This is a genomic window from Jeotgalibacillus malaysiensis, from assembly GCF_044789845.1.
Classification (GTDB): domain Bacteria; phylum Bacillota; class Bacilli; order Bacillales; family Jeotgalibacillaceae; genus Jeotgalibacillus; species Jeotgalibacillus malaysiensis_A.
This window is the reverse complement of record NZ_CP085252.1, coordinates 2452555-2477346: the sequence shown is the minus strand read 5'-3', so window position 1 is coordinate 2477346 and position 24792 is coordinate 2452555. Positions and strand designations below refer to the sequence as shown.

Genomic DNA, 24792 nt, shown 5'->3' with positions numbered 1-24792 from the left:
TCCAGTTACAGTGTAATCAGATAATGAACAAGTAATGTCAAAAAGATTCCCGTCAGTCCGCCAAAAAATACTTCAATTGGTTTATGACCAAGAAGTGTTTTCAGCTCTTTCCGCTTTTCTTCCTCATCTTTATCCTGCCAGCCCTTCGCTTCAGAGACGAATTTATTAAAATCGCGCATCAGCTGATTGATCACAGCAGCCTGTTCACCAGCCTGAAAGCGTACGCCTGTCGCATCGAACATCGTAATAATGGCAAAAACAGTTGCCAGCGCAAAGACAGATGATCCCACTCCAAAGTCGAGTGCGATCCCTGTTGCGAGCGCAGTGACAGCGGCAGAGTGAGAGCTTGGCATACCACCGGTGGATGTGACGAGTGACCAGTCCACTTTCCGTGTTGCAGCATATTGGATCGGTACTTTTACAACCTGGGCAAATAAAATAGCGAATAATGAAGCCCATAGAGGAAAATTGCTGAAGAGTTCCATAGACGTTTGTCATCCTTTCAAATGGCAGGAGTTTTAAGCAAGTATACCACATATCAATGCCGGTTCGAATGTACGGTAATCGAATTATCATAACATTTAAAGTATACTTAACAATTGGAGGTGTTTGATATGAAATGGACAATACATAGTAATGAAAACGTACTGAAAGAACATCACGACAATTTAGCAGCAGGGGTCTGGAACCAGTCGGTCGTCTCGGGCTTTTCAAAAGAAATTGATGACCAGATGAATGGCGGTCTGACCGATCTGATCAAAGAAGGTGACATCGAAACGAAATCGAAGCAGGTAACGGTTCTACCGACGCTTGGGGCGCTGGCTACGAAAAGAGTGATCTTTTCAGGGCTCGGCAAAGAGGCGGATCTCACATTTGAGGACTTGAGAGAGAGCTTTGGTGCACTTGGGAAGGTACTAAAAAAGAAGAAAGTGTCGTCACTTGCAGTTGCACTTGATTCATTTAAAGGAAATGACTTTGAAGCAACAGACATAGCGCAGGCGCTGATTGAAGGGATGACGCTTTCAATGTATGAATTTGAAGGGTACAAAAAGAAATCAAACGTACCTGATGTAGCGCTTGAAGAATTGCATATCTACACAGCCCATGACACGCAGGAAATTGAGGCAGCACTTGAAGTTGGACTTGCCCTCGCAGAAGGAACAAACGAAGCGAGAACGCTTGTAAATATGCCATCAAATCTGCTGACTTCAGTGAAAATGGCTGACTATGCAAAAGAAATGGCTGAGCGACATGACTTTGAGATCGAGATTCTTGGAAAAGAAGAAATCGAAGAAATGGGGATGGGTGCACTTCTTGCAGTCAACCAGGGTTCAGAAATCCCGCCCCGCATGATTGTCATGAAGCATCAGGCGACTGAAAAGTGGGAAGACGTGCTTGCACTTGTCGGCAAGGGCATCACATTTGATACAGGCGGTTATTCAATTAAGCCGAAAGACGGCATCGTTGGCATGAAAGCTGATATGGGCGGCGCAGCTGCTGTACTCGGTGCAATGGAGATCATCGGCCGTCTGAAGCCTGAGCAGAACGTAATGGCGGTTATTGCAGCAACGGACAATATGATCAGCCATACGGCATTTAAACCGGATGATGTGATCACCTCGATGAGCGGTAAAACAATTGAAATCTTAAATACAGACGCAGAAGGCAGACTCGTACTGGCTGATGCTGTGACGTATGCAAAGCAGCACGGAGCCAACTACCTTGTAGATGTTGCTACGCTCACAGGCGGGGTTATTGTCGCGCTTGGTCTTGATAAAACAGGTGCACTGACGAATAATGAACCATTATTTGAAAAGGTCCTGGAGGCTTCAGTCGAAGCGGGAGAGTTTATCTGGCAGCTGCCTTATACAGAAGGCGACAGGAAGCGTGTACGCAACAGCCCGGTAGCCGATCTGAATAACTCACCTGGACGCGACGGGCATGCTTTATTTGCCGGTGCATTCATTGGAGAATTTACAGAAGGCACACCATGGGTTCACCTTGATATCGCAGGAACAGCAACAACGAAGTCAGCTAACCTGTTAGGTCCTGCAGGCGGAACAGGCGCAATGGCCAGAACCCTTGCGCTGCTGACAGAGCAGTTTGTGCTTGAGAGAGCAGAGAAGTAAGGTTTCGGGGGAATGTCCTTTTGTGGGCGTTTCCTTTTTTGTGTCCAGCTGCAGGCGCTAGCTCCTCGGGTCATAAGGCACGCATCGGTAAACGGGAAAGGTCACCCGTTTTCCGCTCCGCGTCTTATGCCTTTCGGAGCTGGGCAAGCGCCTTCCGCATTTCGATGGTGTGCGGTTCACCGGGGACGGAGTTGACTGATTCATTTTTGGAATGATTCTAAAAGTGAATCACTTAACTCCGTCCCCGCCCGTGCCATTATTGTAATCATTCCAAATAATTCTCGCTCCACCCCCGCTCCGCCGCTAAATCCTAACCCATTGACAACCTCGCTTTTACTCTGTTAATGTATGAAAGGTGTTTTAATACGTTACCTGTTTAGCAGAGTAAAGAATTTTCTAAAAAGGAGTTCATATAGATGAATGCTGTTGTCATTGCGGTTTTAATTATGCTGGTCTTAAGTCTGATCAGAGTAAATGTTGTGGCGGCGCTGATTATTGGTGCTGCAGTGGGTGGGCTGACTGGTGGTCTGTCTGTAGAAGAAACAGTGAGTGTGTTTTCTGATGGTGTAGGCGGTGGAGCGAATATTGCGCTCAGTTATGCATTGTTAGGTGGATTTGCAGTTGCGATCTCATATACAGGGCTGCCAAAGCTGATGGTGGATAAAATTGTAGCAGCTGTCAGCAAGGAAGGGGAACCGAGAACGAAGGCACTTCCTAAGGTACTTGTCATTCTTGCTATTTTATCTATTTCAATCATGTCTCAAAATGTTGTACCTGTGCACATTGCGTTTATTCCTCTTTTAATCCCGCCTTTACTGCTGGTCATGAATGAGCTTGGAATTGACAGAAGACTGATTGCGACAGTGATCACATTCGGTTTAACCGCCCCGTATATATTACTGCCATACGGCTTCGGTCAGATTTTCCATGATACGATTGCGACTAATATGGAACTGAGCGGGCTTGAAATAAATATGGATGTCATTCCAACAGCGATGCTGATTCCGACTGCCGGTATGATTCTTGGACTGCTGGTGGCGATTTTCATCAGCTACCGCAAGCCGAGAGAGTATCAGAACAGAAAGGTATCACTTCAGGATGGGGATGCCAAAGCTATTACAACAAAAGATCTGATTGTAACGATTGCAGCAATCATTGCTGCGCTTGTGATTCAGTCCGTATTCCAATCGATGGTCTTTAGTGCGGTCATTGGTCTTGCTGTCTTATTTGTCAGCGGAACAGTAAAGCTACGTGATCAGGATCAACTGATGACTGATGGAATGAAAATGATGGCGTTTATCGGTTTTGTGATGATTTCAGCTAATGGTTTTGCAGCTGTAATGACTGAGACAGGGGCTGTTGAAAGCCTTGTGAATGGAGCGGCAAACCTGGTTGGGGATAACAAAGCAGTCGGTGCATTGCTCATGCTGGTCGTCGGTCTGGTTGTTACAATGGGAATCGGCTCTTCATTTGCGACGATTCCAATCATTGCCGTGCTGTTTGTGCCGTTAGCGCTTGAGCTTGGATTCAGTCCACTGGCAACAGTTACGCTGATTGGTACTGCAGGTGCGCTTGGTGACGCCGGTTCTCCTGCATCAGACAGTACACTTGGCCCAACAGCCGGTCTGAATGCAGATGGACAGCATAACCACATATGGGATACATGTGTGCCGACATTCCTGCACTACAATATTCCACTGATTTTATTCGGCTGGATTGCTGCGCTCGTACTATAAAAAGGTGAGGACTCTGACTAAGTGGTCAGGGTCCTTTTTAGATGAATTTCATTATGAGTCTAAAGTCACTAAGTGTCGAACGATTAATGATAAGCGTCGAACGATTAATGATAAGCGTCGAACAATTGATGTATTACGTCGAACATATAATGTCAAACGCCGAACACATTAGGTTTTACACCGAACATCCACCCGCGAGCGTCGAACCCCGCCAAATCCAAAACCCTTGCCAACCAATCCCCGCTGAGAGATGATAGAAAAAAGGGGGAGTCAAGATGGAGTGGAATAGAGATACACTGATGGATGCACTGGGGATCAAAATGATCAGCGTTGAAAAGGGGAAAGCAGTTGCTGAAATGCCTGTAGATGGGCGGACGCATCAGCCGTTTGGTTTTCTGCACGGCGGTGCATCAGTCGCACTCGCTGAGACAGTGGCAAGTGTGGGATCAGCTGCAATGGTTGATTTAAATGAATACAGCTGCTTTGGTCTTGAGATAAACGCAAATCATATTAAGGCTAAAAAAGAAGGTACTGTAACAGGGATTGCTGAGATTATACATAAAGGAAAGACCACAATGGTATGGGAAATTAAAATTGTGGATGAAGAAAAGGAGCTGCTTTGTATTTCACGCTGCACAGTCGCAGTCGTACCGAAGCGTAAATAGGGTTTAATTTCCTTCTCGCGTGGAAAAGAATGAACAATGAGAATGAGGAGGAGATTATTGATGCCCTGGAGTAAAAACGATTATCCTGATTCATGGAATAACCTTGACCCTGATGTCAGAAATAAGGCGATAGAAATCGGGAATGCACTTTTACGCGAACAGAATTACGATGAAAGCAGAGTCATTGCGATTGCGACAGACAAAGCAAAGCAGGCGGTTCAAAAAGATGACCAGGACACATATCAGCTGAAAAAGCATAATGATGGCTGGCAGCTTGTAAAAAAAGGCTCTGACAAAGCAATCTATGTGGAAGAAACAAAAGGGGATCTTGAAGGCAAAGCAAAATCCTATGTAACAGATCATGGAGGTCAGCTTGAAGTTTATCAGGAAGATGGTTCATTTGATCAGACTTTATATGAATCAAAAAACTCATCCGGGAATTAATCCCCGGATGAGTTTTTCTTTGACTCAAGTTCTTCTTTCTTTGCCAGATCGTCCTGGACTGTTTCGGGTGCAAGTTTGACACCTGTATTATATGCGGCACGGGCGATCAGGTGTCCGCCTACAGGAGCTGTGATCAGTACAAAGAAGATACCGAGCACAATCCGGGAATTAAACATGCCTTCTTCTGTGATAAAGAAGAGGAGCGCACCAATTAAGACACTCATCACACCAAGCGTAGCACTCTTAGAAGCAGCATGCGTTCTGGTGTAGAGATCGGGTAAACGGATCAGCCCGATCGCAGTAACGACGCCAAAGAAGGCACCGATTAGGATAAATGCGACTACGAAATACTCACTTACGTCGATCACGGTCTACAATCGCTCCTTTCTCGATATATTTTGAGAAGGCAACTGTACCGATAAAGGCCAGAATCCCAAGCAATAAGATAACCTCAAGAAATACGCTCGTACGCAGCAGGATGGAAAACAGTGCTGTGACTGCAATCAGGCTGATGCCGAGTGAATCGAGCGCAATCACGCGGTCTGCAACAGAAGGGCCTTTAATCGCACGGAAGACGATGCCGATCATGGCAAGCGCAAATGCGACAAGTGCGATATATACAGTGATATCCAGCATTAGCGGCTCACCTCCATAATTGCTTTTTCAAAGCCGTCACGAATCGATGAAACATTCGCTTTAATATCAGAAGCGTTCAGTGCGTGAATATAAAGCGTTTTGTTATCATCGCTTACATCTACTACAAGTGTTCCTGGTGTCAGTGTAATCAGAAGAGACAGCAGCGTAACTTCCCAGCCGTGCTCAAGCTTTGTATCATACTTAAAAATACCAGGCTTTAAATCCATTTTCGGTCGTAAAACAATCACCAGTACTTCAACATTGGCTTTAATCAGCTCATAAGTAAACAGAACCGTCAGCCTGATAATGGCCCAGACTCTGAAGATATAGAGTCTGGTCTGAAAGAAGCGTCTCATAGCAAAGATCACAAGAAGACCAAGCAAATACCCGATGATAAAGCTTGAAAGACTGAATGACCCGGTTAAAAACATCCACAGGAACGCTAAAAAGAAATTTAATAAAATTTGAAATGGCATATCACATTACTCCTTTAACACTGCTTCTATATAGATTGCAGGATCGATGAGTGGTTCTACCGCCATTTGAATAAATGGATATACTGCTTCAGAGCCAACGCCATATGCAACGGCAATCAGCACTAATCCTGCAGCTGGTACCCACAGGCGGTTTGCAAGGTGAGCTTTTGCTCCGTGATACTCTTTTGGCGTTCCCCAGAAGCCATTCATAAAGATCTTCATTGCTGAATACAAAACGAGTAAGCTTGATAGCAGGATGAGCAATGGTCCGACCATATCACCTGTCTCAAAGCCACCCTGAACGATCAGCAGCTTTCCGATAAATCCGCTGAGTGGCGGAATCCCGGCAAGCGCGAACGCTGCAATCAGGTAAGTCCAGCCAATACGCGGATAATCCCTAATCATGCCGCCCATCTGGTTCAGGTGACTAGCGCCTGCAATGGCCATCATAATGCCAACGAGCAGGAATAGCGCTGCTTTAATGATCATGTCATGAAGAAGATAGAAGACTGCTCCTTCAAGAGCTGCAGGCGTCATTGCAGAAACACCGTAAAGAATAACACCGACAGCAATTACAATATTATAAATAATGATTGTTTTCACATCTCTGTAAGCAATTGCGCCAATCACACCAACCACGATACTAAGCAGTGCAAGGATGGCCAGCAGCTGATGCGTAAAGCCCTGATCATGATAGAAAAACAGTGTGTACGTTCTCATGATTGAGTAGACACCAACTTTAGTCAGCAATGCACCAAACAGTGCAAGAATCGGAATCGGTGGTGCGCTGTATGAGCCGGGTAACCAGAAGTACAGCGGAAAGATTGCACCTTTTAATCCAAAGACAATCAGGAAAAAGATTGCAATGACTGTAATGATCCCCGGGCTGCCCAGTTCATCAATTCGCTGGGAGATGTTCGCCATATTTAAGGTGCCGACAACTGAATACAGATAGGCAACACCTGCTACAAACAGTGCAGACGATATGACATTAATCAGCACGTATTTAATAGATTCACGCAGCTGTCCGCTTTTACCGCCTAATGCGATCAGCATATAAGATGCGATCAGAAAAACTTCAAAGAATACGAACAGGTTAAAAATATCACCTGTTGTAAAGGCACCATTGATTCCTGTTAAAAGGAACATGACGCCAATATAGAAAAAGTATCTTTCATAAGATTCATCCATGTAGATCATCGCATACCAGACAACAAAGAATGTCAGGATACTAGATGTCAGGACTAATAGTACTGAAAGCATATCTGACACCAGTGGAATTCCATAAGGTGCAGGCCAGCTTCCAAGGTTAACAGTCTGGATACCATTCGCTTTTACTTCTGCTGCCAGCACAATCGTAACAATGATTGTTCCGGCAATTCCAATTAATGAAATGATCCGCTGTGCTTTAATGTGTTTCGGGAAGAACATTAAAGTGACAGCAGCGAAAAGCGGAACGAGTATCGGTAATAATGGTAAGTTAATCATTTGACTCATTCCCTTTCATTTCTTCCATATTATCTGTTCCAAGTTCCTGATATGCCCGGTAGGCAAGTACCAGGAAGAAAGCCGTTACCCCGAAACTGATTACAATGGCTGTCAGAACAAGTGCCTGAGGTAATGGGTCAGCGTAAGATGTAACGCCATCCATCAGAACAGGCGCATCACCTCTTTTAAGACCGCTCATTGTTAAAAGAAGCAAGTGGGCACCGTGACTGAGTAATGCTGTTCCAATGATCACGCGCAGCAGGCTCTTTGAAAGCATTAGATACACGGCAGATGTGAACAGAATACCTACAACAATTGACATTAAAATCTCCATTATTCACTCTCCCCAATCGTTTGAATAATGGTCATCGTTACTCCGATTACGACCATATACACGCCGATATCAAATAACACAGCTGTATGAAGCGATGTCTCACCTAAAAGCGGCAAATCAAAATAGTCGTATGCGTGTGTAAGAAAAGGTACATCAAACAATAGTGCCCCAGCCCCTGTTAAAAGGGCGATCATCAGACCGAGAGCTGTCATCAGCCGGTAATCAAATGGCAAAATTGTATTCAGCGTTTTTATATCATAAGCAAGCAGCAGCAACACAAGCGCAGCTGCAGTCATCAATCCTCCGATGAATCCTCCGCCGGGAGTATAGTGGCCGGCAAAGAATAAATGGATGGAGAATAAAAGAATGATAAAAGAGATGACTGTTGTTACAGTCTGAAGGATCAAATCATTCGGTTGTTTCTTCATCATTTTTGCCTCCTAACTCCGCGGAAGTTGACCATCGCATAAATTCCCAATGCTGCAATGGCAAGTACGCAAATTTCGAAGAATGTATCAAAGCCACGGAAGTCAACAAGAATAACGTTCACCATGTTACCGCCCGCTGCCAACTCATATACATTATCAATATGGTATTGAGAGATCGATTCAAATGACTGATTGCTGAATGAAGCAATCCCAATCAGTGTGACTGTCACACCAACTAAAATCGAAACGACCGCATTACCAAGCTTAAATTTCATACGCTCTTCTTTTCTGCTGATCTCAGGCAGGTGATAGAAGCACAGCAGGAACAACGCTACAGATACTGTCTCAATCACAAGTTGAGTCAGTGCCAGGTCAGGCGCTCTGAAGAATACGAAGAACAGGGCAACTGAATAACCGACTACACCAAGCAAAACAATCGAAGTCAGTCTTGATTTAGCAAATAGAATTGTGATCGCACCGGCAATAAGGACTAGTGCAAGCGCAACTTCATAAATTCTGATCTCTGCCAGATTTGAAGTATCTACTGCAAATGCATCACGGCTACCGAGTGTAGACAGGAGAATCACTACAAAGAATGCGAAAATATAGATCAGGTAGGATCTCATATAGCCTGTGATGACAAATTCGTTCAGCTTAAAGCTTCCAGATTCACTTCGATCCAGGCTGCGGTCATAAATACCATTGATTGTGAATCTTTCAGGAATGCGGTTGTAAATGCCCTGCCATTTCGCAAGCGTGGCATACATTAGCGTACCTACCAGAATAATACCGAGTGTCATAAACAGCTCAGGTGTAAACCCGTGCCAGAAATAAATATTTACATACACTTCCTGTCCTGCATCAGTCAGGCTCGGCAGAATCGATTCAACTGCCGGCTTGATCATACTGTTAGACAGCAGGTTCGGGAAGAATCCGAAAATAACAACCAGTGTAACAAGCACAAGAGGGGAGATTAACATCCCGATAGGTGCTTCATGCGGCTTTTTCGGAAGCTTGTCAAACTGAGGCTTCCCAAGGAACGTTTTAAAAACAAGCATAATACTGTAGATAAATGTGAATACACTTGCGATCCATGCAATGACAGGGAATAAAATACCCCAAGTATTTAAATTGAACAGATCCAGCTCAAATACAGAAATCATACCTGTCAGGAACATTTCCTTACTCAGGAATCCGTTAAAAGGTGGCAGACCTGCCATTGAAAATGAACCGATAATGGCAATCGTAAATGTAATCGGCATCAGATTAACAAGGCCGCCAAGCTTCCTGATATCCCGTGTCCCGGTTTCATGATCCACGATACCGGCCATCATAAACAGCGCTCCCTTAAAGGTTGCGTGGTTAATCAGATGGAAGACTGCTGCAATTGTTGCTGTCATATACATATTTTCATCAAGTGTGTCAAAATGCAGTGCAGCTGCACCAAGTCCGAGTAATGACATAATCAGACCGAGCTGACTGATCGTTGAAAAGGCGAGTATTCCCTTCAGGTCAGTCTGTTTTACTGCATTAAAGGATCCCCAGAATAAAGTGAAGATACCAAAGCCTGCAACGAGCCATAACCAGACACCTGATTCAGCAAACACAGGACTCATACGGGCCACAAGATAGATACCTGCTTTTACCATTGTTGCTGAGTGAAGGTAAGCTGATACCGGCGTCGGAGCTTCCATTGCATCCGGAAGCCAGACGTGGAAAGGAAACTGTGCAGATTTCGTGAATGCACCAAGTAAGATCAGAATCATCGCAAACAGGAATAATGGCTCTGCCATCAGATCTCCTGACATTCCGATCAGTTCGCGAATACTGAAGGTACCACCCATAATGTACAGGAGTACAATACCGCCAAGCATTGATAAACCACCGAATACGGTGATCAGCATTGATTTTTGAGCACCATAACGTGAGCGCTCTTTGTCATACCAGTAACCAATTAACAGGAATGATGAAATCGAAGTAAACTCCCAGAACATATATAACACAATCATGTTATCTGAAAGCACGACTCCAAGCATTGCACCCATAAACATCAGTAAGTAAACATAAAAGTTATGAAGTGCTTCTTTTTCTTTAGCCAGATAATAGATCGAATAAAGCACGACAAGTGATCCAATACCTGTAATCAGAAGGGCAAATAACAGCCCGAGTCCATCAACATAGGCAGTGAAATTAATGCCCAGTGACGGAATCCATTCAAATGTTTGTGAAACTGTCTGTCCGCTGCTTGTTACCGGCATGTACTGGATAAAATAAATAAACAGTGCCAGCGGAACGAGCAAGACGAACCATCCCGTATGAATCGAACGGAAGCCCTTAAATAAAAAAGGGACAAATACCGCCGCAATAAATGGCAGTAAGATGGCTAAGTGAAGCAGCGACAATGAAGATCCCTCCTTAAAATTCTGTCACACATTTAAATAAGGACTCTCGTCTTACACGGAAGTCCTTAGTGATGTGATCTTTTATATCTCGTATAAAAGTAAGTATAACGTAAAAGATGTGTATATGCATAATGGAATCACTTGTATAACAGGCTTTATTCTGTGCTTATATATAGGAAGAAATAGATCAGAGGACATAAAATTTTTACATCTTCGTGTCGAAAAATGACGGCGAATGCTAGAATCTTTTGGAATTTCCTTTTAAAAAACGGCAGAAACGATTATCATGTGAGTAGATGAATTACCGGGAGCGTCATAGATGAAGAATACATATTTAACAGGGTATATTCCTTTATTTTCAATTTTAATGTTCAGCTTATCGTTTTCAGTATATGGAACAGGAGTGCTGACTGAATTATTCAGGGGAATTGGCATTTACGCAGGAATGAGAGAGTTTTTGTCTGATCTCGAATTAAAAATCTTTATTTTGATTGTACTCATGATAGTTTGCTTTATGATTTTTGCAGCGTTAAAGTTGATTGCTGAAACTGTGAATGAAGTGGCACTGCTCTTTTTCTCAAGAGATAAAGAGGGAGAGGCATTGACCCGTGTACGCTCGGGATCGCTCATTTATTTCTTCGGCTCACTTGTAACGATTATGAGTCTTTCTTCTATCAGGGGACTGCTGATTATATTTGCTGTGACATCGTTTATTTACTTTATTTATTTTGTGATGAAAGTAAGTACGACGCTGTCTGCAGGTGGAACTGTCGGAGTGATTTTGTTTGAGATTACGGTTTGGTCTGCGATGATTTCGGCTGTGTTGTATGTTGTAATCAGACTATATAATGGACTGCTTGCAAGCCTTCCGATTTTGGAGCAGCTGCCTGCTTAAGTGAAATAGCTGTGTTAAAGTTGGCTGATGATTGTAGCGAGAGGGGGGATGCTTTCCGCGGCCGGGCGGTGAGCCAGCAGGCTTCGCCATGGCCTCATACGTCCATTCCTGCGAGCCGCCCCTTGCAGCGAGAATCACCAGCTGTGCAGAAACAATCATCATCTATAACATAACTTTAATAACAAAAAGAACAATGGTGCGTATAAAATACACCATTGTTCTTTTTTAATTGAAGAAACGATTTACCTGATCATATCTTTCCAGATCATATGAGCAGGTCGGTCAGTTTCTATGCTTCTCATGTTTTCAGGCAGGTCATATCCAACCCATACGCCCCCTGTATACTGGTCTGTTAAGCCGACTGTCCAGTAGTCAGCCCATTCATTTGTTGTTCCAGTTTTAATCCCGATATACGGCTTATTCAGGTAGGCCGGGCTTCCTGTCCCGGATACCGCTGCAGTGTTCAGCAGTTCCCTCATTTTAGAGGTAGTCTGAGCGGACCAAACCGGGATCTTTTTATCTTCCCATTCATAGAGTACGTTCCCGGCAGTATCTGTTACCATGCGTATGGCATGAGCAGGTGTATAGCTTCCGTCTATGAAACTCGTATAGGCGTCTGTCAGTTCAAGCGGTGACATGCCGTAAGTGAAGCCGCCGGATGCAGCTGCGAGTGTCCGGTCACCGGGCTGGACTGAATCAAAATCGAATGCATTTAAATAATTGAATGACAAATCAATCCCTGTTTCATTCATTAATCTGGCTGCTGGTGTATTAAGAGATAAAAGAAATGCTCTGGATAAGGATACATCCCCATACTCAACTCCGCCATAATTCTCAGGGCAGTAATTATCGATACAAAAGCTGTTGGCATTTACCATCTGACTTAAAAATGGCTGGAATGTATCGATATAGGGCCCGTAGACAATGAGCGGCTTAATGGCTGAACCAGGCTGGCGAACGGCCTGGTACGCACGGTTGAAATTATACTTCTGATAGTTTTTACCGCCGGCGATCCCTACTATTTCCCGGGAAACATTATTGATCAGAACAGCGGCTCCTTCTACACCTTTATATGGAAGGTTTTCATTAACAGCAGCGACCGTTTTCTGCTGAAGAGCCGGATCGAGTGCGGTGTGAATCATAATACCTGAACCGAGTACCTCATTTGTCCGCTGGCTAAGCTCTTGGCTGATCTGTTCTCTGACAGAAGACTTTTCTGCGCGATTCAGGCGATCTTTAAAGCCTTCCTGTTCAGCGATCAGCTGCTTTAATTCATATTCTACATAGACTGCATAATCAGGATAAAGATCCGTGTTTTCATATTGCTGAAGGGTGATAGGTTCTGCTTTCAGTGCTTCAGCTTCTTCCCTGTCCATCATCTCTTCAAGCACCATAACATCGAGCAATCTTTCCTGACGTACCTTTGCCTGATCGAAATTGTTGATTGGATCATATTTTGAAGGATTATTAGGAATTGCTGCTAAAAAAGCCATTTCAGCTTTTGACAGCTCATGCAGGTCTTTATCAAAATAGTACATCGATGCACCCTTAATTCCATAAACCCCGTTACTGTAATAAATGATATTTAAATAGGCTGATAGAATTTCATCTTTAGACAGCTTCTTCTCCAGTTCATTTGCATAAAACAGTTCAGTCATTTTACGATTGTAGGTTTTATCCTGTGTTAAATATAGATTTCTCGCAAGCTGCTGTGTGATCGTACTTCCGCCCTGCTGAATATGGGTAAAGACCAGGTTTTTTACAACAGCCCGGATAATTGCTCCTGCATCAAAGCCAATATGATCATAAAAATTCTGATCTTCTGAATACACAGTTACATCCTTTAAAAACTGTGGAATTTCTTCATCCGTGGCATAAAGCCTCACGCCTGAACTGCCTTGAGCAAAACGGTTTCCATCTTTATCGAGAAGGAAGCTTGTCTCATTAGATTGAATCTGATCCACGTCAACTTTTTCAGATACCGCCTGCTGAAAAGCAGCCTGCGTTTTCATTTCTTTATCCATTTCAACCCATAGAAAGATGCATAGCGGGACCAGTAATAATACACCCGTAAAACCTATTGTCATGCGCATAGAGCAATTCTCCATTTCAACTTAATGATCTTCAATTGTTACCTGCTGTCTGCTCCACCAAAGCAGACCGAATGCACTCAAGAATAAAAATCCTGTCACATAAAATACAGATGAGATTCCGATATAACCGGATAGTAATCCCCCAAATGCAGGACCGGCAACGTTACCCAGGAATCTGAAACTCTGATTGTAACCAAGCACCTCACCCTGCATGGATACAGGAGCGGCGTGCCTGATAAATGCGGTCACACTCGGAATGATGCCGCCAATTGCAATCCCGAATAAAAATCTTAGAATAATCAGCTGCCACAGCTCTGTGACGAGTGCCTGAGGAATAATAAATGCGGCAGACAGGACGAGCAGAATCGTCAGTACTTTCGTGTACCCGATCGCATCACCAAGCCTTCCCCAGCCCCTTGTTGCAATCAGGTTCCCAAATCCTGTGGCAGAAAAGGCGAGTCCTGAGAGAAAAGCAATATTTGCAGCACTCGTCAGCCCGTCTACATATAGTGCAAGCAGCGGCTGAATGCTGAAGTTTGCCATCTGAACAAGAAATGACAGCACCATCACTGTCAAAAGCATGCGCTGAGTTATAATATGTTTAAAAACTTCTTTTCTCGTATAAGTTTTCTCATTCTTTTTATCGGCAGATTTCTTCTTTTCTGTAATCCCAAACAGCACAACAGTGGCAGCAATTGAAATCACAATGGCATTAATGATAAAGGTATAGCTGAATCCGAAAGCATCAGCCATTAATCCTCCAAGGATCGGTCCGAATAATCCACCGGTCACTGTACCCATCTGAAGGGTGCCAAGCGTTCTGCCTGCAATATGCTTTGGTGTCTGTGAGGAAATTAAAGCAAGAGAGGTCGGAATAAAGCCGGTTACAACACCCATAAACATTCTTAAAATGAACAAACCGAGGACTGAATCAATAAAGCCCATCATAAAAATACTGAAGGCAATCCCGTAACCTGTGATCATCAAAATAGGTTTGTATCCGAAGCGGTCACCAAATCTGCCCCAGATTGGCGATACGAAAAATGCGGTCAGAAAAGTAATCCCGAAAACCAGACCGGACCACTTCTGAACATATTCAGGAGAGAAATTTCCCATTGTTTCTATATAGAGAGATAAAAACGGTAAAATCATTGTAGCACTGGCAGCGACTAAAAAGTTCGCTACCCACATAATCGTCAAATTCTTCTTTTCAAAAGTAATTGCAAACACCTCTTGTATTCATTTCATTCGTTATTTCGTGTACCGTAGTAATTATACACCTTTGAATACATCGTGCAACAAAGCATCACGGAAATTGTCGTATGAAAATTCAGACATTTATATAAACATTTATCTGTCCCGTGGTATAATAAACCCAACATTTTTGTGGATCATTCCACAGCATAAGGGGGGGTAGTATGAATGAAGTAACCATTTTTATTGATTTTGAATTCTCCATGCCGGAGGGAAGAGGACATAAAGGTTTTTTTCCTGAAATTATTGAAGTCGGTCTGCTGGCAGTGCAGGGTGGGAAGCAGGAACAGTTTTCAAGCTATGTGAAACCCCGTGTTTTTAAGCGGCTATCCCGCAGGTGCAAAAACTTTTTAAATATCAGCCAGCAGCAAGTGGATCAAGGGATCACACTTCACAGTCTCGTGGAAAAACTGGCTGAATACAATCAGGCAGGTCCATGCAAAGTCGTTACATGGGGCAACATGGATATGAAAGTATTAAAACAGAACTGTCAGATTGCCAAGCTGCATTTTCCTTTCACAGGAGAATTTGTAGACCTGTCTATGGAATATAAACGATTTTTTGGTGACCGGAATCAAACCGGATTGTGGAAGGCAGTTCAGGAATATGGCAAAGATGGGACCGGAAAGCATCATAAAGCCCTTGATGACGCCATGACCACCTATCATATTTACCAGCTTGTAGAAAAAGACAAAAAATATCTGAACCGGTCAGAATCAACAACCATTGGAGACCGTGTGGATTTTTCTGCGCTGAGGCAGTTTCTCGCCCAATAAAAAAGAACCCGTGCATGGGTTCTTTTTTATTGTCAGAATTTCAGATTATACATCAATTCATATTCACGCTTAACACCCTGCAGCGCTTCAAGGCTTTTATTGTGATAAGGAGAATCTTCAGCCTCCAGCTTTTCCTCAAGGCTTATGACTGACTGGATCAGACTTTCATTGTAGTCTGTCAGCTCCCCGTCAAATGGTTTTATCATAGATGATGGGATATTTGCCCGCTCATTGAAGGCAAGCGCCTTACGCTCATGAAAAAAAGCTACATCCACCTGTTTGGGATTATGCAGATCTCCCTGCTCAGGATGCTTGATCACACTTTTAATCCGGATCACCTGATGCTCATTATGTACTTGGTCAACCTCACCAATATAAGCACCGGTTTTATAAAATGCTTTAACCAGGTTCATAAAATCTCCACTCCTTTAACATAAGTTTACCTTAAAATGATGATTTTTTCTTTTCGTTCGTCTAAAGTATTAAATGGAGGCGATAATCATGAAAATAAAAGCACTATTACCAATATCTTTATTATTTATTCTGTCAGCATGCGGCGGGGAAGAACAAGAAAGCGCGACTGAAACTGAAAGCACTGAACCGGAATATGCAGTTGTAGAAGGATATCCTCAGACAAATCCTGAACCTGCTGAAAATGAGCCGGTAGCAACGATGGAGACGTCAGAAGGAACCATTACACTGAAGCTGTTCCCTGATCAGGCGCCAAAAGCAGTAGAAAACTTTATGACACATGCTGAAAACGGCTATTATGATGGACTGACTTTTCACCGTGTGATCCAGGACTTTATGATTCAGGGGGGAGACCCTGATGGAACTGGTGCAGGCGGAGAGAGCATTTACGGAGAGCCATTTGAAGATGAGTTTGATGAGTCACTGATCAACATGAAAGGTGCACTGTCGATGGCCAACTCAGGACCGAATACAAACGGCAGCCAATTTTTCATCGTACAGGCAGACACTGTTGCTGAAGATATGATCGGTCAGATGGAAGAGGCTGAATTCCCGCAGGAGATCATTGATATATACGCAGAACGCGGCGGTACACCATGGCTTGATAACCGTCACACAGTGTTCGGACAGGTGATTGAAGGAATGGACGTTGTGGATCAGATTGCTGCAACTGAAACAGTCAATGAGGCCCCTGAAGAAGACATTGTGATTGAATCCATTACAATTGAAGAGTAGCGTACACGAATTGTTCACGTGAAGTCTGATTTATCGGCTGTTATAATGAGTGTATCAGACAGATGTGAGGAGGGCGGCCAATGGTTGCTGAATGGTTTGTCTTACAGCTTTTCCTATACTTCCCTGAGGATAAATCCGAATACCTGCCGGCTGGGTTATGGCTGCTGTTATTCGTAATCTTGACATACGTGACGTATAAGTGGATTGTGCGCGTATCAAAACGTCAGGCAGATGAAGCGAGAAAGCTTGAAGAAAAAATGATGAATCGTAAGGATACTCATTCTTAAATATAAAAAGGCCGGATCTCAAGAATGTGATGTTGAGATCCAGCCTTTTTTGTTTATAAAAGAGTAATCGAAGCTGCGTTTATGTCAGTCGAGATGGAGTATAGTGCACTCAAATGCGGTGATAGAGTAGTCAACCCGGTTGTATCGCGCACTCAAACCCGCGAATACAGTACTCAAACAGCACATCCATCTACCTCAGTTGAAAAAATACCTACTTCGACACATTCGTTCTCAGCCCAAAGCTTATTCAAAAGCCTTCTTCAATCTCTCCATACCTTCCTCCACCATCGCGCGTGGCGAAGCAATATTCATACGGATAAAGCCTTCTCCGCCTTTGCCGTATTTTTCACCCGTATCAACGCCGAGCTTTGCTTTCTGGTAAAGTAATTCTTTCATTTCATCCTCACTCAACCCTTTTTCACGTGCATCAATCCATAACAAGTAAGTACTGTCAGGCTCCATCAGATACAGGCCGTCAATTTCCTGAATACCTTTTCTCACAATTTCAAGGTTTCCTTCGAGATAATCAATGAGCTGTTCGAGCCATTCTTCGCCTTCAGAGTATGCCGATTCCATTGCAGTTATGCCAAATGTGGAAAGCGTAAAGAATCCCTGTTTACCCTGGTCCTCCTGCATTTTTTTACGGACTTCCTCATCAGAAGCAATCACGGCAGAAGCCTGCATGCCTGCCAGGTTAAATGTTTTTGACGGTGCGACGAATGTGATGATGTGTGCGTCGTCCTCAGCTGCAAGTGCTGCAGGTACATGCTTTGCGTGGCGGTACACGAGATCTGAGTGAATTTCATCAGAAACAAGATAAACATTTTCCTGCTTGCACATATCAGAGATTTTCTTCAATTCCTCTTCAGTCCAGATTCTGCCTGACGGATTATGCGGACTGCACAGCAAAAACATTTTGACGTCTTTCAGCTTACGTGCCAGGTCATCCCAGTCAATTTCATAGCGGGTATTTTTCTCAACCAGCTGCGTCAGTACGAGCTCCCGTTCATTCTGTTCAACCATGCTGAAAAATGGCGGATAGGCAGGTGTCATGGTCAGCACCTGATCACCTTTTTCAGTCAGCGCTCTGACTGCGGTTGCGATCGAAGGAACAACGCCGGGTGAATACATATACCAGGCAGCGCTTGTCTTCCAGGCATGTCGTTTCTCAAGCCACTTTGAAATGATTCTTGCTGTTTCAGGCGGTACAAATGTATAGCCGAATGGCGGTTCTTCCATTCGCTTTTTCATTGCTTTTACGACTGCATCTGGTGGCAGAAAATCCATATCAGCTACCCACATTGGCAGCAGATCATCTGTCCCGAATACATCCTTCATCATATCCCACTTAACAGAATACGTTCCTTTTCGTTTTAATTCAGTATCAAAAATATTCAACAGAAACACATCCTTTCTATATCTCTATTCTATGGTATGATAGATTAAGCATTTTTCATAATAATTAGGTGGGGCATATGAATTTAGAATTGAGTGAAATGAATTTAAAGCTGGTCATGATCCTGCAGGAGTGGGACCCTTTTGAAGTGGGGGAAGAAGGCTATGATGTGGAAATTGCAGAAGTAATGGATGCTGTGCATGAACTTCATCATCCGAGTGACCTTGCGAAAAAGATACAGGCCATTTATGAGCGTACTTTTGAAAAGTGGATTCCGCTTCAGGAGTGCACGAAAGTTTCATACAAGCTGCTTGCAGTGAAAATGAATACGGGTGAAGCATAAAAAGAGGATGGGACAAATAAATGTCTCATCCTCTTCGTCGTTTCGCTGCGCTTCAGGCGAACGCTTTCCGGACGGCGGTCGCTGAGCCCCTTCGGCTCCGCCAAGAGGGTCTCAGCTATCCCGCTAATCGTCCCGGAGTCGCCGCCTTACGCTCCGCTACACTTATAGTTTAATCAACAGATTGTTTAGCTTGTCTCTTCACAACTTCTATTACCTGTTAAATAATCTCAAGCGACTGCAAAAAGATTGCGATAATCGCGAGTGGTGCAAGGATTTTAATAAGGAAGTACCAGACATGCATCCATTTCGCATGACCGTTTGCACCCTTTTCAAGTTCTGCAAATACATCTTCTTTTTTCAGTCTGAAACCGACAAACAAGCTGATTAATAATGCACCGAGTGGCAGCCCGAAGTTGTTGGCTACATAGTCTGCAAAATCAAATATCAACAGCCCGTTAATCGTCACATCCGTCAGAACACCGAATGATAATGCACTTGGAAGTCCGACAATGAAAATCAGCGTACCTGAGATCCAGGCGTACTTTTTACGTTTTTCAGGACGGCCTCTTGAAAGGGAGGCTGTAACGATTTCGAGAATCGAGAATGCTGATGTTAATGTCGCAAACAGCAGCAGGACCAGGAACACGAACATAAACAGTCCGCCGAATGCCAATTCATTAAAGACTGCCGGCAGTACAACAAACACAAGTCCAGGACCTTCACCAGGCTCAAAACCGAAAGCGAATACTGCAGGGAAGATCACGATACCAGCAAGAAGTGAAATGACGATATTTAAAATCGCAACTGACCCCATTGATCTCCCGAGATTTTCATCATCCTTCAGATAAGAAGCGTAAGTAACCATAACAGAAACCCCGACACTCAGTGCGAAAAATGATTGCCCGAGTGCAAGGAGCATCGTTTCACTCGTCATATAGCTCCAGTCAGGAATGAATAAGTAAGCCAGTCCTTCAGAAGCACCATCAAGCGTCAGTGATCTGATCGCAAGAATAATAAACATAATTAATAATGCAGGCATCATGATTTTACTTGCGCGTTCAATCCCATTTTGAATCCCGGTCTGCACGACTGCGATTGTCATGATCATAAAGATTGCCTGAGCGAGCAGCACTTCAACCGGATTGGAGATAATTGTTTCAAATAATCCGCCGTACTCCTCCTGAGAAAGCCCCATCAGACTTCCGGTTACACTTCGGAACAGATACGAAAGTATCCATCCACCCGCAACGCTGTAAAATGAAAGGATAATAATTGCGACTACTGTACCTAAATATCCGACAAACGGCCATGCGCTTGAAGGAGCAAGCTTTCTGTAAGTGGAGATTGCATCAGACTTCCCGCGTCTCCCGATCACAAATTCAGCCAGCAGGATCGGCCCTGCAATTAATACTGTAAATAATATAAAAAACAGCAGAAAAATACTCCCGCCATTTGATCCCGCCATATACGGAAACTTCCAGATCGCACCCAGACCAATTGCTGAACCGGCAGCAGCCAGTATAAAACCGATCTTTGACGACCATTGCTGTGACTTCATCAGTTCCACCTCTTCTTTCATTGATTTGTATATGCTACTACAAGTATACAAGAGCTGAAAAGACTTTTTTCAAAAATATGATTTAAAATGTTCTGTAAATTCCTTCAAACACCTAAAACGTCCCGGAATTTTCTGTATAATAGTAGGAAGAACAGGGGGATAAAGATGGATCAGTTAAAGAAACAGTGGCTGATTGAAGCCGATCAGCTGTTACTTCAGCTAGGCGTCACGTCTGAACACCGTCAGACCTACCTCGCTACATTAAATCAGGACCAATTTGACTCAAGAACTGCAGTTTTAAAAGCAGCAGTCCATTTCGCACGATCATCAGAACATGATGAAATCGAGAAAGTTTCACCCCACGCTGATGATCAGGAACTCCATGAAGCGATACAAACACTTCCATTTACTCAAAAATCAAGTCTTTCTTTATTTCATTACCATACAATTTCAGAGAGTGAAACAGAGTACATCACCTCTCTTTCATATCAGGAATTTTTAAAACACGAACAGGCTGCTATCAATACACTGGCTGAAAGTTGGCAGACGGACAGAGGGCGAATCAGCCAATTTTTAAGGCTATTGGATGAAGCCTATAAAAAACAGGAACCCGACCTTGAGCAATTGCCAGAACCAGTAGAACATGTAGATGAAATAACTGAACAGCGGAAGAAAAGCTCCAAATGGCCTGCCTTTGCAGCAGGTGGAATTCTCGCAGCTGCAGCAGGCGTCATCTTTTTACTGAATGATCCGATTCCTGAAGTTGCAGAAGAAGTCTCCGGGAGTGCTGAGGAACAGGATGAAGAGCTTGTATATGAAGAGAGTAAATTAGCTGAGCTTGATGAACTGATTAACACACGCAAAATTGAGCTTTCGGAATCGCTGGGACTTAGTGAGGATGAAGTGAATAGGCTGATGGTTGTTCAGAACATAGAGAGTCAGCTGCAATACCTAAGAGATGTCAATAAGGGATTTTATGAAAATACCCACAGTGATCATGAACGGATGCTCACGATGCTGACACAGGAAATTGAGACTACGATGCTTCCGCCGATGGAGATGCTCGAGGCAGGCTATGAGTTGGCAAAAGAGTATGAAATGAATCATGAAATCATGCGGTCAGATCTGGCAGTTGATATGTTTATGGATACAGGGCAGAACCTGATCAGTGTTTACGAACAAAAGCTTAATGAAAATATCGATTCGATCGCACCGTGGAACAGATCCTATTACAAGGATGATGAACTGCCAGAAAAGGAACGTGTGTTAAGAGAAAAAATCAAAGCAAATGGATTTACCTATGACTATGATGCTGAAAATGCAGAATTTACAGTGACGATGGGTGGAGATGTGTTTGAAGAAAAAACGGCATTTATACATCCTGTCCATCAGGAGTTCCTGAAAAATATGCCTTTATCTTACGAAAGTCTGTTTCAGCACAATACAATTCAAACAGATCCTGATTATGAATTTTACGCAGCTGAAGCACTTAATCTCGAGGAGCAGATGAAAGAGCTTTATGAGCTTGGCGAAGAAATCAGATCTGACGAAGAAAACGGTCATTTGTATCAGGGACTGCCTGACAGGCTGGGCTTTCAATATAGTGAATTAGTTAAAAGGCTGATTGGAGGCGCAGACATAGGCGGTAACAGAATGAACGTTGAGTTAAATGAAGATCAGCTGACAGCCTGGGAAAATATCCTTGAGGATCGTACATTTGAAAATTCTTATCTCCGGGAAATGACAGCGTTTCACTATACGATAGGTGAACAATATGGATTTGTCATGCCAGATGGCTGGTCAGAAATTGATTTTTCACCGTTTTATCAAATGCAGGGAGCGGTGCATGATTCAGGGATTTTTAGCGCAGTTGAAATGCCGCTTGAAGGTTACCTGAAGGATATTTACGACACGTACGTGTCTGAAGGGGATGTCGAAGCACTTAAAATTCTGCACCCGAAGCACTTAATCCTGTTTTATTTCAATGCACTTCAACAGGGTGATTACGAGATTGCCTATTCGTTAATGGGAGGGGAGGACCTTCCTGAAAATGCCCGTTTTAAAGAAATTATTAGTGAACATACTTTTGAGTTTGAACCAGTTAACAACTTGTCTTATACGGGTGGAACCCAAAACAATGAGGTATCAGAAGCCAACTTCAGCATCCAGATGCATGGCTATCAGATTGATGTCAGCATGATTGTCGAAGATGAAATATATAAAGTGAAATATACGAGTGACGGAATGTTTAATATGATTGACAAGAAGGATGAGGGAGATGCTCAGGACTGAAAAGGAATTCAATGATTTTTTATTTGCGGCAGGGATTACAAAAGAAAAGAGAGCTGATCTCATTCAGGCAGCACTATTAGTGAGTGAAGAAGACCGGCTGAGCTTTTTAATTGGAAAAGCAGGCGACGCTGAAACGGCAGCTCACAGTGAATATTTTCAGCACGAAGAAGATGAAGAGCTCTTGGGTGAAGTAAAGAAGCTGGATTTTGACGACCGGGCAGCTTTACTTCTTCCTTATTTCAGTGCGGAGTATTCGAGTTCTGAATTGGCGCTGGAAAAGCTCCGGATTAATATGGAAGAGCAGGTTGGCTATGAGCTCACCACTGCTCAGCTGAAACGGATGGTTCAAATCATGGTAGGTGAAGTGAAGAAACGTCCTCCTGAGGTCTTACCGGTTTCAAAACCTGAGCCGGAAACGAAAGATGAGCCTGATCCGAAACGAACGCCTGTTAATAAATGGCTTTTAGTTACAACAGGGATTTTTGTATTAGTATCAGGCGTGTTGCTTTTTCAAAATCCGGACCAGCAAGTAGGAGAGACGACTTTTGCACCGGAGGAGACTGAAGGGCTGCTCGAAGAAGAGATTGAGGCGCTGAATCAGACAGTTGATGATGAAGTGCAGTCGCTTTCAGAGGAGCTTGGACTGAGTACAGAAGCTGTGTGGCAGCTTGAATTTGTCAGTAATGTGTTAGGTCAGGTAAATAGTATTCAGGAATATATAGACTATGCTGAATCAGAAGAAGAAAGGACTTCAGCACTCAGTGAAATTAGAAGAACAGAACAGCTTATTTCCTCTCGGATGATGACACCGATCAGTCGGCTGGATGATGCGGCTTCCTGGGTTTCAGCCAATACATCGTATGGCATCCTTGAAGTAAATGACTGCCTGTTATCAAGATTTACCTATGATGCTGAAGGGTTGATTGAGCTTTATGAAAATGCATTGTCAGCCTATGAAGATGAGTTGAGTGACCTGGATACAAAGCTTTCAGATTTTAAATTTTCAACTGAGGCACAGACGCTGATAGATAAAATCAACCAGAATGGATTCGAAGTCACTGTTCTGTCTGATCAGCAGTCTTTTGACGTGAATTACGGGGAAGAAGCAATCAAACGTGTAATGAACGGGCTGCTGACAGATGAATACCTTGATATGATCCAGGAGCAGAAGGCGCAACCCTATGTTGAAGATAATGAGACGGCTTATACGTATGCACAGGTTGCAGATAAGCTACTCCAGACAGAAAGGCTGCTGGCGCGGTCGGCAGGAACTGAAACATTATCAAGTGAGCTGCTGTTTCATCACACGCAGCTGTTTCAATATTTTTTGAGAGATATTACAGATGAATCCGGTCAGCTGAGATCAGAAGTAAAGGATGTCTGGCAGCAGATGATCACATTTGAAAATCAGGAAAACTATACTGTAGCCCGCTACGTTGCAAGTGTGTATGAGGCTTTTGATCAAAATGATTTTATGATTTCTGATGAAGTTACGGCAGTAAGGGATCAATATACAATTGTTCCTGTCTCATACCGGATCAGAAAAGCAGACACCTATTTCCCCCTAAACGACACACTCCGGGAAAGATATAACATGCTGAATGCATTTGGAGAAGATCAGGACATCAGCTTTTTCCTTCCGAGAGAAGCTGTGCAGCTTTATATTAATTCCCTCGTCCTTTACAATCAGGAGGTCGCAGCGATGATGACCGTTCCTGAAACATTTGAAAACGCAGATGAAGGAACGTGGAGCGGTATTACGATGCAGGCAAATGACATTACAAGCATACAGACAAGTTATGAAAATGGAAAAGCGATCGTCACACTATCCGGTGACAATTTCACAGAACGCCAGATTGTGATGCAGGAAATTAACGGTGTGTGGAAGGCTGAATTTGACCCTGACCATTTAACGTGGTTTTGATTTTGTATTCGACTTGTGATATAATCAATA

General features: G+C 43.5%; 24 protein-coding genes. 11 read left to right on the top strand and 13 right to left on the bottom strand.

Translation table 11 applies throughout. The features are described 5' to 3' along the window. Window positions 1–5: 5 nt before the first annotated feature. Window positions 6–485 carry a divergent PAP2 family protein gene (locus LG330_RS13275; RefSeq protein ID WP_404404559.1) on the bottom strand — a complete coding sequence of 160 codons (480 nt, stop codon included), beginning with the start codon at window positions 483–485 and terminating at the stop codon, window positions 6–8. 129 nt (window positions 486–614) lie between these two features. Between LG330_RS13275 and LG330_RS13270 the strand changes: the two genes are divergently transcribed. The 4 genes from LG330_RS13270 to LG330_RS13255 all read left to right on the top strand — a co-directional run bounded on the left by LG330_RS13270 (window position 615) and on the right by LG330_RS13255 (window position 4974). Beyond that, window positions 615–2129 (top strand): leucyl aminopeptidase, encoded by a 1515-nt coding sequence (locus LG330_RS13270; protein WP_404404557.1) that lies wholly within the window; start codon window positions 615–617, stop codon window positions 2127–2129. Between the two features lie 416 nt (window positions 2130–2545). Then, the gene (locus LG330_RS13265; protein ID WP_404404555.1) at window positions 2546–3865 is read left to right on the top strand and encodes a Na+/H+ antiporter family protein; all 1320 of its coding nucleotides are present in this window, start codon (window positions 2546–2548) and stop codon (window positions 3863–3865) included. Window positions 3866–4140: 275 nt separating this feature from the next. Next, window positions 4141–4530, top strand: coding sequence for a hotdog fold thioesterase (locus tag LG330_RS13260; RefSeq protein WP_404404553.1), 390 nt, complete (start codon window positions 4141–4143; stop codon window positions 4528–4530). 60 nt (window positions 4531–4590) lie between these two features. Beyond that, window positions 4591–4974, top strand: a complete 384-nt coding sequence (locus LG330_RS13255) for a hypothetical protein (protein WP_404404551.1) — start codon at window positions 4591–4593, stop codon at window positions 4972–4974. On the opposite strand, the gene mnhG is transcribed toward LG330_RS13255, so the two are convergent. From mnhG to LG330_RS13220, 7 genes are read right to left on the bottom strand one after another with little or no spacing between them, the layout of a single operon-like run. Continuing rightward, window positions 4971–5342, bottom strand: coding sequence for a monovalent cation/H(+) antiporter subunit G (mnhG, locus tag LG330_RS13250; protein WP_404404549.1), 372 nt, complete (start codon window positions 5340–5342; stop codon window positions 4971–4973). The genes LG330_RS13255 and mnhG overlap by 4 nt on opposite strands. After that, window positions 5326–5610, bottom strand: a complete 285-nt coding sequence (locus tag LG330_RS13245) for a Na(+)/H(+) antiporter subunit F1 (RefSeq protein ID WP_404404547.1) — start codon at window positions 5608–5610, stop codon at window positions 5326–5328. The genes mnhG and LG330_RS13245 overlap by 17 nt, the downstream gene beginning before the upstream one ends. Beyond that, the gene (locus LG330_RS13240) at window positions 5610–6086 is read right to left on the bottom strand and encodes a Na+/H+ antiporter subunit E (RefSeq protein WP_404404545.1); all 477 of its coding nucleotides are present in this window, start codon (window positions 6084–6086) and stop codon (window positions 5610–5612) included. Before LG330_RS13240 ends, LG330_RS13245 begins: the two co-directional genes overlap by 1 nt. 6 nt (window positions 6087–6092) lie before the next feature. Beyond that, window positions 6093–7574 carry a Na+/H+ antiporter subunit D gene (locus LG330_RS13235; RefSeq protein ID WP_404404543.1) on the bottom strand — a complete coding sequence of 494 codons (1482 nt, stop codon included), beginning with the start codon at window positions 7572–7574 and terminating at the stop codon, window positions 6093–6095. Then, window positions 7567–7908, bottom strand: coding sequence for a Na(+)/H(+) antiporter subunit C (locus LG330_RS13230; protein WP_404404541.1), 342 nt, complete (start codon window positions 7906–7908; stop codon window positions 7567–7569). The genes LG330_RS13235 and LG330_RS13230 overlap by 8 nt, the downstream gene beginning before the upstream one ends. Beyond that, a complete protein-coding gene (locus LG330_RS13225; RefSeq protein WP_404409607.1) occupies window positions 7908–8336 on the bottom strand; it encodes a Na(+)/H(+) antiporter subunit B in 429 nt (142 codons plus the stop codon). The genes LG330_RS13230 and LG330_RS13225 overlap by 1 nt, the downstream gene beginning before the upstream one ends. Next, entirely contained in the window at window positions 8336–10738 is a 2403-nt protein-coding gene (locus LG330_RS13220) for a Na+/H+ antiporter subunit A (protein WP_404404539.1), read from the bottom strand. The genes LG330_RS13225 and LG330_RS13220 overlap by 1 nt, the downstream gene beginning before the upstream one ends. A gap of 319 nt (window positions 10739–11057) precedes the next feature. Here LG330_RS13220 and LG330_RS13215 point away from each other — a divergent pair, with 319 nt between their 5' ends. After that, entirely contained in the window at window positions 11058–11633 is a 576-nt protein-coding gene (locus LG330_RS13215) for a DUF5366 family protein (protein ID WP_404404537.1), read from the top strand. Window positions 11634–11875: 242 nt separating this feature from the next. Here the strand turns inward: LG330_RS13215 and LG330_RS13210 are convergent, their stop codons facing one another. Then, window positions 11876–13726, bottom strand: a complete 1851-nt coding sequence (locus LG330_RS13210; protein ID WP_404404535.1) for a transglycosylase domain-containing protein — start codon at window positions 13724–13726, stop codon at window positions 11876–11878. 21 nt (window positions 13727–13747) lie between these two features. After that, window positions 13748–14947 carry an MFS transporter gene (locus LG330_RS13205; protein WP_404409605.1) on the bottom strand — a complete coding sequence of 400 codons (1200 nt, stop codon included), beginning with the start codon at window positions 14945–14947 and terminating at the stop codon, window positions 13748–13750. Window positions 14948–15144: 197 nt separating this feature from the next. On the opposite strand from LG330_RS13205, the gene kapD reads away from it, so the two are divergent. Further along, complete coding sequence (gene kapD / locus LG330_RS13200; RefSeq protein WP_404404533.1) at window positions 15145–15756, top strand: 3'-5' exonuclease KapD; 612 nt, start codon at window positions 15145–15147, stop codon at window positions 15754–15756. A 32-nt stretch (window positions 15757–15788) separates the two neighbouring features. Here kapD and LG330_RS13195 read toward each other — a convergent pair whose 3' ends face one another. After that, on the bottom strand, window positions 15789–16169 hold the full coding sequence (locus LG330_RS13195; RefSeq protein ID WP_404404531.1) for a kinase-associated lipoprotein B: 381 nt from the start codon (window positions 16167–16169) through the stop codon (window positions 15789–15791). Between the two features lie 88 nt (window positions 16170–16257). Between LG330_RS13195 and LG330_RS13190 the strand changes: the two genes are divergently transcribed. Further along, the gene (locus LG330_RS13190; protein ID WP_404404529.1) at window positions 16258–16962 is read left to right on the top strand and encodes a peptidylprolyl isomerase; all 705 of its coding nucleotides are present in this window, start codon (window positions 16258–16260) and stop codon (window positions 16960–16962) included. Window positions 16963–17042: 80 nt separating this feature from the next. Continuing rightward, on the top strand, window positions 17043–17249 hold the full coding sequence (locus LG330_RS13185; RefSeq protein ID WP_404404527.1) for a hypothetical protein: 207 nt from the start codon (window positions 17043–17045) through the stop codon (window positions 17247–17249). Window positions 17250–17492: 243 nt separating this feature from the next. On the opposite strand, the gene LG330_RS13180 is transcribed toward LG330_RS13185, so the two are convergent. Further along, window positions 17493–18656: a MalY/PatB family protein gene (locus LG330_RS13180; protein ID WP_404404525.1), complete on the bottom strand. Its 1164-nt coding sequence runs from the start codon at window positions 18654–18656 to the stop codon at window positions 17493–17495. Window positions 18657–18724: 68 nt separating this feature from the next. Here LG330_RS13180 and LG330_RS13175 point away from each other — a divergent pair, with 68 nt between their 5' ends. Continuing rightward, entirely contained in the window at window positions 18725–18988 is a 264-nt protein-coding gene (locus LG330_RS13175; RefSeq protein ID WP_404404523.1) for a DUF1871 family protein, read from the top strand. A 217-nt stretch (window positions 18989–19205) separates the two neighbouring features. Here LG330_RS13175 and LG330_RS13170 read toward each other — a convergent pair whose 3' ends face one another. Beyond that, window positions 19206–20555, bottom strand: a complete 1350-nt coding sequence (locus tag LG330_RS13170; RefSeq protein WP_404409603.1) for a sodium-dependent transporter — start codon at window positions 20553–20555, stop codon at window positions 19206–19208. Between the two features lie 156 nt (window positions 20556–20711). Here LG330_RS13170 and LG330_RS13165 point away from each other — a divergent pair, with 156 nt between their 5' ends. Both LG330_RS13165 and LG330_RS13160 read left to right on the top strand, forming a co-directional pair. Continuing rightward, window positions 20712–22838: a hypothetical protein gene (locus LG330_RS13165; protein ID WP_404404520.1), complete on the top strand. Its 2127-nt coding sequence runs from the start codon at window positions 20712–20714 to the stop codon at window positions 22836–22838. Continuing rightward, the gene (locus LG330_RS13160) at window positions 22825–24762 is read left to right on the top strand and encodes a hypothetical protein (protein ID WP_404404518.1); all 1938 of its coding nucleotides are present in this window, start codon (window positions 22825–22827) and stop codon (window positions 24760–24762) included. Before LG330_RS13165 ends, LG330_RS13160 begins: the two co-directional genes overlap by 14 nt. Window positions 24763–24792 lie beyond the last annotated feature (30 nt).

What these genes read in the sequence shown, in the direction of transcription:
- LG330_RS13210 (WP_404404535.1), bottom strand. Translation starts at nt 13,726, where the DNA reads ATGCGCATGACAATAGGTTTTACGGGTGTATTATTACTGGTCCCGCTA.
- LG330_RS13185 (WP_404404527.1), top strand. Translation starts at nt 17,043, where the DNA reads ATGGTTGCTGAATGGTTTGTCTTACAGCTTTTCCTATACTTCCCTGAG.
- LG330_RS13240 (WP_404404545.1), bottom strand. Translation starts at nt 6,086, where the DNA reads ATGCCATTTCAAATTTTATTAAATTTCTTTTTAGCGTTCCTGTGGATG.
- LG330_RS13165 (WP_404404520.1), top strand. Translation starts at nt 20,712, where the DNA reads ATGGATCAGTTAAAGAAACAGTGGCTGATTGAAGCCGATCAGCTGTTA.
- LG330_RS13195 (WP_404404531.1), bottom strand. Translation starts at nt 16,169, where the DNA reads ATGAACCTGGTTAAAGCATTTTATAAAACCGGTGCTTATATTGGTGAG.
- LG330_RS13260 (WP_404404553.1), top strand. Translation starts at nt 4,141, where the DNA reads ATGGAGTGGAATAGAGATACACTGATGGATGCACTGGGGATCAAAATG.
- LG330_RS13265 (WP_404404555.1), top strand. Translation starts at nt 2,546, where the DNA reads ATGAATGCTGTTGTCATTGCGGTTTTAATTATGCTGGTCTTAAGTCTG.
- LG330_RS13215 (WP_404404537.1), top strand. Translation starts at nt 11,058, where the DNA reads ATGAAGAATACATATTTAACAGGGTATATTCCTTTATTTTCAATTTTA.
- LG330_RS13225 (WP_404409607.1), bottom strand. Translation starts at nt 8,336, where the DNA reads ATGAAGAAACAACCGAATGATTTGATCCTTCAGACTGTAACAACAGTC.
- LG330_RS13160 (WP_404404518.1), top strand. Translation starts at nt 22,825, where the DNA reads ATGCTCAGGACTGAAAAGGAATTCAATGATTTTTTATTTGCGGCAGGG.
- LG330_RS13270 (WP_404404557.1), top strand. Translation starts at nt 615, where the DNA reads ATGAAATGGACAATACATAGTAATGAAAACGTACTGAAAGAACATCAC.
- LG330_RS13235 (WP_404404543.1), bottom strand. Translation starts at nt 7,574, where the DNA reads ATGATTAACTTACCATTATTACCGATACTCGTTCCGCTTTTCGCTGCT.
- LG330_RS13230 (WP_404404541.1), bottom strand. Translation starts at nt 7,908, where the DNA reads ATGGAGATTTTAATGTCAATTGTTGTAGGTATTCTGTTCACATCTGCC.
- LG330_RS13275 (WP_404404559.1), bottom strand. Translation starts at nt 485, where the DNA reads ATGGAACTCTTCAGCAATTTTCCTCTATGGGCTTCATTATTCGCTATT.
- kapD (WP_404404533.1), top strand. Translation starts at nt 15,145, where the DNA reads ATGAATGAAGTAACCATTTTTATTGATTTTGAATTCTCCATGCCGGAG.
- LG330_RS13190 (WP_404404529.1), top strand. Translation starts at nt 16,258, where the DNA reads ATGAAAATAAAAGCACTATTACCAATATCTTTATTATTTATTCTGTCA.
- LG330_RS13175 (WP_404404523.1), top strand. Translation starts at nt 18,725, where the DNA reads ATGAATTTAGAATTGAGTGAAATGAATTTAAAGCTGGTCATGATCCTG.
- LG330_RS13245 (WP_404404547.1), bottom strand. Translation starts at nt 5,610, where the DNA reads ATGCTGGATATCACTGTATATATCGCACTTGTCGCATTTGCGCTTGCC.
- LG330_RS13255 (WP_404404551.1), top strand. Translation starts at nt 4,591, where the DNA reads ATGCCCTGGAGTAAAAACGATTATCCTGATTCATGGAATAACCTTGAC.